At 65.7% G+C, this 4,240-nt stretch carries 4 protein-coding genes; 2 read left to right on the top strand and 2 right to left on the bottom strand.

Going from position 1 to position 4,240, the window contains the following annotated elements:
- Both mreC and EBBID32_RS12595 read right to left on the bottom strand, forming a co-directional pair.
- On the bottom strand, window positions 1–663 hold a 663-nt coding region (gene mreC / locus EBBID32_RS12600), incomplete at its 3' end, for a rod shape-determining protein MreC (protein WP_037490509.1).
- A 14-nt stretch (window positions 664–677) separates the two neighbouring features.
- On the bottom strand, window positions 678–1,724 hold the full coding sequence (locus EBBID32_RS12595; RefSeq protein WP_006957952.1) for a rod shape-determining protein: 1,047 nt from the start codon (window positions 1,722–1,724) through the stop codon (window positions 678–680).
- A 174-nt stretch (window positions 1,725–1,898) separates the two neighbouring features.
- Between EBBID32_RS12595 and mutL the strand changes: the two genes are divergently transcribed.
- Both mutL and EBBID32_RS12585 read left to right on the top strand, forming a co-directional pair.
- Window positions 1,899–3,683 (top strand): DNA mismatch repair endonuclease MutL, encoded by a 1,785-nt coding sequence (mutL, locus tag EBBID32_RS12590; protein ID WP_006957950.1) that lies wholly within the window; start codon window positions 1,899–1,901, stop codon window positions 3,681–3,683.
- 4 nt (window positions 3,684–3,687) lie between these two features.
- Entirely contained in the window at window positions 3,688–4,188 is a 501-nt protein-coding gene (locus EBBID32_RS12585; protein WP_006957949.1) for a hypothetical protein, read from the top strand.
- The last annotated feature ends 52 nt before the right edge of the window (window positions 4,189–4,240 follow it).

Genomic DNA, 4,240 nt, shown 5'->3' with positions numbered 1-4,240 from the left:
CGCCGACAGCGCCCGGATTTCCAGCGATCCGTCGCCAGCACCGGTCGAAATGGCGGGGATATTGTCGCTCGCCCGCCGCACCGGGACGATATTGCCGGTGTCGGTCAGCAACAAGACGTCGGATGTGTTGGGCGTGGTGCTGTGGACGCGCCCGATCAGCCCCTCTGTCGCGCGCACCGGCATCCCCGGCCTGACCCCCTGCCAGCGCCCTGCGTTCAGCCGGGCAAAGCGCCGCGCGCTGCTGGAGGAGGAACTGATCAGCCGTGCCGTCAGCAACTGGCTGGCATCTTCATCCACCAGCTTGAGCAGCTTCTTGAGCCGCGCATTTTCCTGCGCGACCGCCTTGGCCTCGATGATGCGGTTGCGGTCCGCCTCCACCTGGCGGCGCAGCGCGACATTCTGCGACCCCGCGCGCCAATAGGCGGCCAGAACCTCATCGACGGAGCTGACCCCGCTCACCATATTCTTCAGGCCCGCAGACACAGGGCGCGTCAGTTCGGCCGTAGCCGCGCGGATGCCTGTAAAACCGGTCGGATCGAATATCGCGATGATCACCAGCAACAGCCCGATGGCTGCGCCGGTGACCGCCACCACATAGCTGGCGAACAGGCTATATTGCGCCTTCCGGTTGTGTCCGGGGCGTCGGCTGGGTGGCCGCGCCATCTATTCCCCCTCGATCAGGCGGTTTGCAACACACCCCGGAAGATCGGATCTTCCATCGCGCGGCCAGTGCCGATCGCCACGCAGGTCAGCGGATCTTCGGCGATGGTGACGGGCAGGCCGGTCTCGTCGCGCAACTCGTCGTCCAGCCCCTTCAGCAACGCGCCGCCACCGGTCAGGACGATGCCCTGATCGACGATATCGGCGGCCAGCTCAGGCGCGGTATTTTCCAGCGCGATCCGCACGCCTTCCACGATCGTGCTGATCGGCTCGGCCAGCGCATCGGCAATCTGGCCCTGATTGATGCTGATTTCCTTGGGCACGCCATTCACCAGATCGCGCCCCTTGATATGGATCGTCTCGCCCACACCATCGGCGGGCGACTGGGCGATGCCATATTGCTTCTTGATTCGCTCGGCGGTCGCTTCGCCGATCAGCAGATTGTGATGGCGACGCACGAACGACACGATCGCCTCGTCCATCTTGTCACCACCCACGCGGACGCTGGTGGTATAGGCCAGCCCGCGCAGCGACAACACGGCGACTTCGGTGGTGCCACCGCCAATATCGACCACCATCGAACCGATCGGCTCGGTCACGGGCATGTCGGCGCCGATAGCGGCGGCCATCGGTTCCTCGATCAGGAACACCTGCCGCGCACCGGCATTGCTGGCCGCGTCGCGAATGGCGCGCCGTTCCACGCTGGTGGAGCCTGACGGCACGCAGATCACGATTTCGGGCGCGCGCCAGGGGCTATGCTTGCCGCCATGCACCTTGGTGATGAAATGCTTGATCATCTGTTCGGCGACATCGATGTCGGCGATCACGCCGTCACGTAGCGGCCGGATAGCCTCGATCGAATCCGGGGTCTTGCCCATCATCAGCTTGGCGTCGACGCCGACCGCCTTCACCCGCTTCACGCCGTTCAGTGTTTCCACGGCCACGACCGACGGCTCGTTCAATACGATGCCGCGACCGCGCACATAGACCACCGTATTGGCGGTGCCGAGGTCAATGGCCATATCCTGCGAAGTGAATTTGAAGAGACGCGAGAAGATCGACATGCCTTATCCTGTATCGCCCGCCGTCCCCGCGACGCGACATGGGGACCGGTCGGAAAGCTGTTCCGTTCGTCCGCTGCGCCATATGGCTTTTGCCCTGTTCAGTTGTCCTGTGCAGTGCAAAATATTTGGCGTCGCGGGTCGCGGAAAGCGACCGATTGGGCTAGTCCCTAATCAATGTCAATACGCCGCCTGCCCGAACATCTGGTCAATCGTATCGCTGCCGGTGAAGTGGTCGAAAGACCCGCCAGCGCGCTCAAGGAAATCGTCGAAAATGCTTTGGATGCAGGCGCGACTCGCATCGCCATCCGCCTGTCCAATGGCGGTCTCGACCGGATCGAGGTGAGCGACGATGGCATCGGCATGGATTCGGCCGATATGGCACTGGCGCTGGAGCGTCACGCCACGTCCAAGATGCCCGATGACGATGCCATTGAAAATGTGGCGACTCTGGGTTTCCGTGGCGAAGCGCTCCCCTCCATAGCCAGCGTCGCGCGCCTGTCCATCGACAGCCGACGGCAGGGCGGCGAAGGCTGGAACCGCACGGTCGACAATGGCCAGCTGGTGGCGGAGGGACCAGCCGCTTTGCCCCCCGGCACCCGCGTCACGATCGAACAGCTCTTCGCCAAAGTCCCCGCCCGCCGCAAATTCCTGCGATCGGCCAAGGCCGAATATGCCGCCTGCCTCGACATTGTCCGCCGTCTCGCAATGGCACATCCCGCCGTCGCGTTCGCGATGGAACATGATGGTCGCCGGACGCTGGGGGTGCAGGCGGGTGACGCGCGCGAGGAAAGGGTGGCCGCGCTCACCGACCGGGCACTGGCGGAAAACCATGTGATCGTCAGTCTGGAGCGCGAAGGCGTGCGCCTGTCCGGCGTCGCCTCGATCCCCACCTACAATCGCGGCGTTGGCGATCATCAATATCTGTTCGTCAACGAGCGGCCCGTCCGCGATCGGCTGTTGATCGGCGCGCTGCGCGGTGCCTATGCCGACATGCTGGCGCGCGACCGGCATCCCGTCGTCGCCCTGTTCCTCGACGTGCCGCCGCTCGACGTGGACGTCAATGTCCACCCCGCCAAGACCGAGGTGCGTTTCCGCGATCCCACCATGATCCGGGGCATGATCGTCTCCGGCCTGCGCCGCGCGCTCGACGAACAGGGCTTTCGCGCCGTCCAGAACGCCGATCCCGCCGCGCTCTCCGCCTGGCGTGCAGAACCCGTCTCGCCCACGCCGATCGGCGCGATGCCGATTTTCGACGCCGCGTCGGTCAGCTACAACCCGCTCGCCTCATCCTCCTTTGGCGATCGCCGGTCCAGTTTCATGACCCCGCCGCCCCAGGCCCGCGCCGAACCCGCCGCCGCGCCCGCGCCCGAAGGCCAGAGCTTCCCGCTCGGCGTCGCGCGCGGCCAGGTCGCGCGCACCTATATCGTCGCGGAGGCAGAGGACGGCCTCGTCATCGTCGACCAGCACGCCGCCCATGAACGGCTAACGCTGGAACGGATGCGCCGGGCGATGGAAGGACAAGGCGTCCAGTCCCAAGCGCTGCTCTTGCCCGAAGTCGTCGAACTGGAAGAATCCGCCTGCGACCGGCTGGAAGCCCGCGCCGCGGAATTGCGCGACTTCGGCCTCGACCTCGAACGCTTCGGCCCCTCCGCGATGCTGGTCCGCGCTGTCCCCGCAATGCTCGGCCAGTCCGACGTCCAAGGCCTCGTCAAAGACTTGGCCGATGATCTCGCCGCCTATGACAGCGCCCTGTCGCTCAAAGAACGGCTCGACCTCGTCGCCGCGACGATGGCCTGCCATGGATCGGTCCGCGCGGGCCGGGTGCTGAGCGTCGCGGAAATGAATGCGCTGCTCCGCGAAATGGAAGTGACGCCGCGCTCCGGCCAGTGCAACCATGGGCGCCCCACCTGGGTGAAGCTGGGCCATGGCGACATAGAAAAATTGTTCGGAAGGAAGTGATCCGATGACCATCCTCGCTGCCTTGTTACTGGTCGCTGCCCCGGTCGCCGCCACGGAATGCGCCACCCCCGCATCATTGGCCGAACCCTGGACCAGCTGGACCCAGAGCGGACAGGCAAGGGCTGGCGCACAAGCCCATGGCGCACCCACGCTGATTCTGGGCAAGCCGGTCGTCGCGACCCTCACGCCCGCCGCCCATGTCCAGTTCGCTACGCCGCCGGGCAATGGCGCGAAGGAGGGGCATGGCGGCCTCTTCACGCTGTCGCTCAAACAAGCCGCGCGGGTCGGGATTGCGCTCGATGGTCCAGCCTGGGTCGATGTCGTGACCGGCACCACCACCGTCGCCTCGACCGAGCATGGCCATGGCCCGGCCTGCTCCGGCGTCCGCAAGATCGTCTGGTTCGACCTGCCGGCCGGGCGGCATCTGGTGCAGATCGCCGGATCGAAGCCCGCAACCGTCCGGGTAATGGCGGCGGACGCGAAGGCGAACCAGCCGGTCGGATAACGCTAAAAATCCTCCCCTTGTAGGGGAGGGGGACCGTTCGCGAAGCGAATGG

The sequence above is a fragment of the Sphingobium indicum BiD32 genome (genome assembly GCF_000382885.1).
Classification (GTDB): domain Bacteria; phylum Pseudomonadota; class Alphaproteobacteria; order Sphingomonadales; family Sphingomonadaceae; genus Sphingobium; species Sphingobium japonicum_C.
The sequence above is the reverse complement of the archived record's forward strand: the minus strand, read 5'-3'. Positions and strand labels throughout refer to the sequence as shown.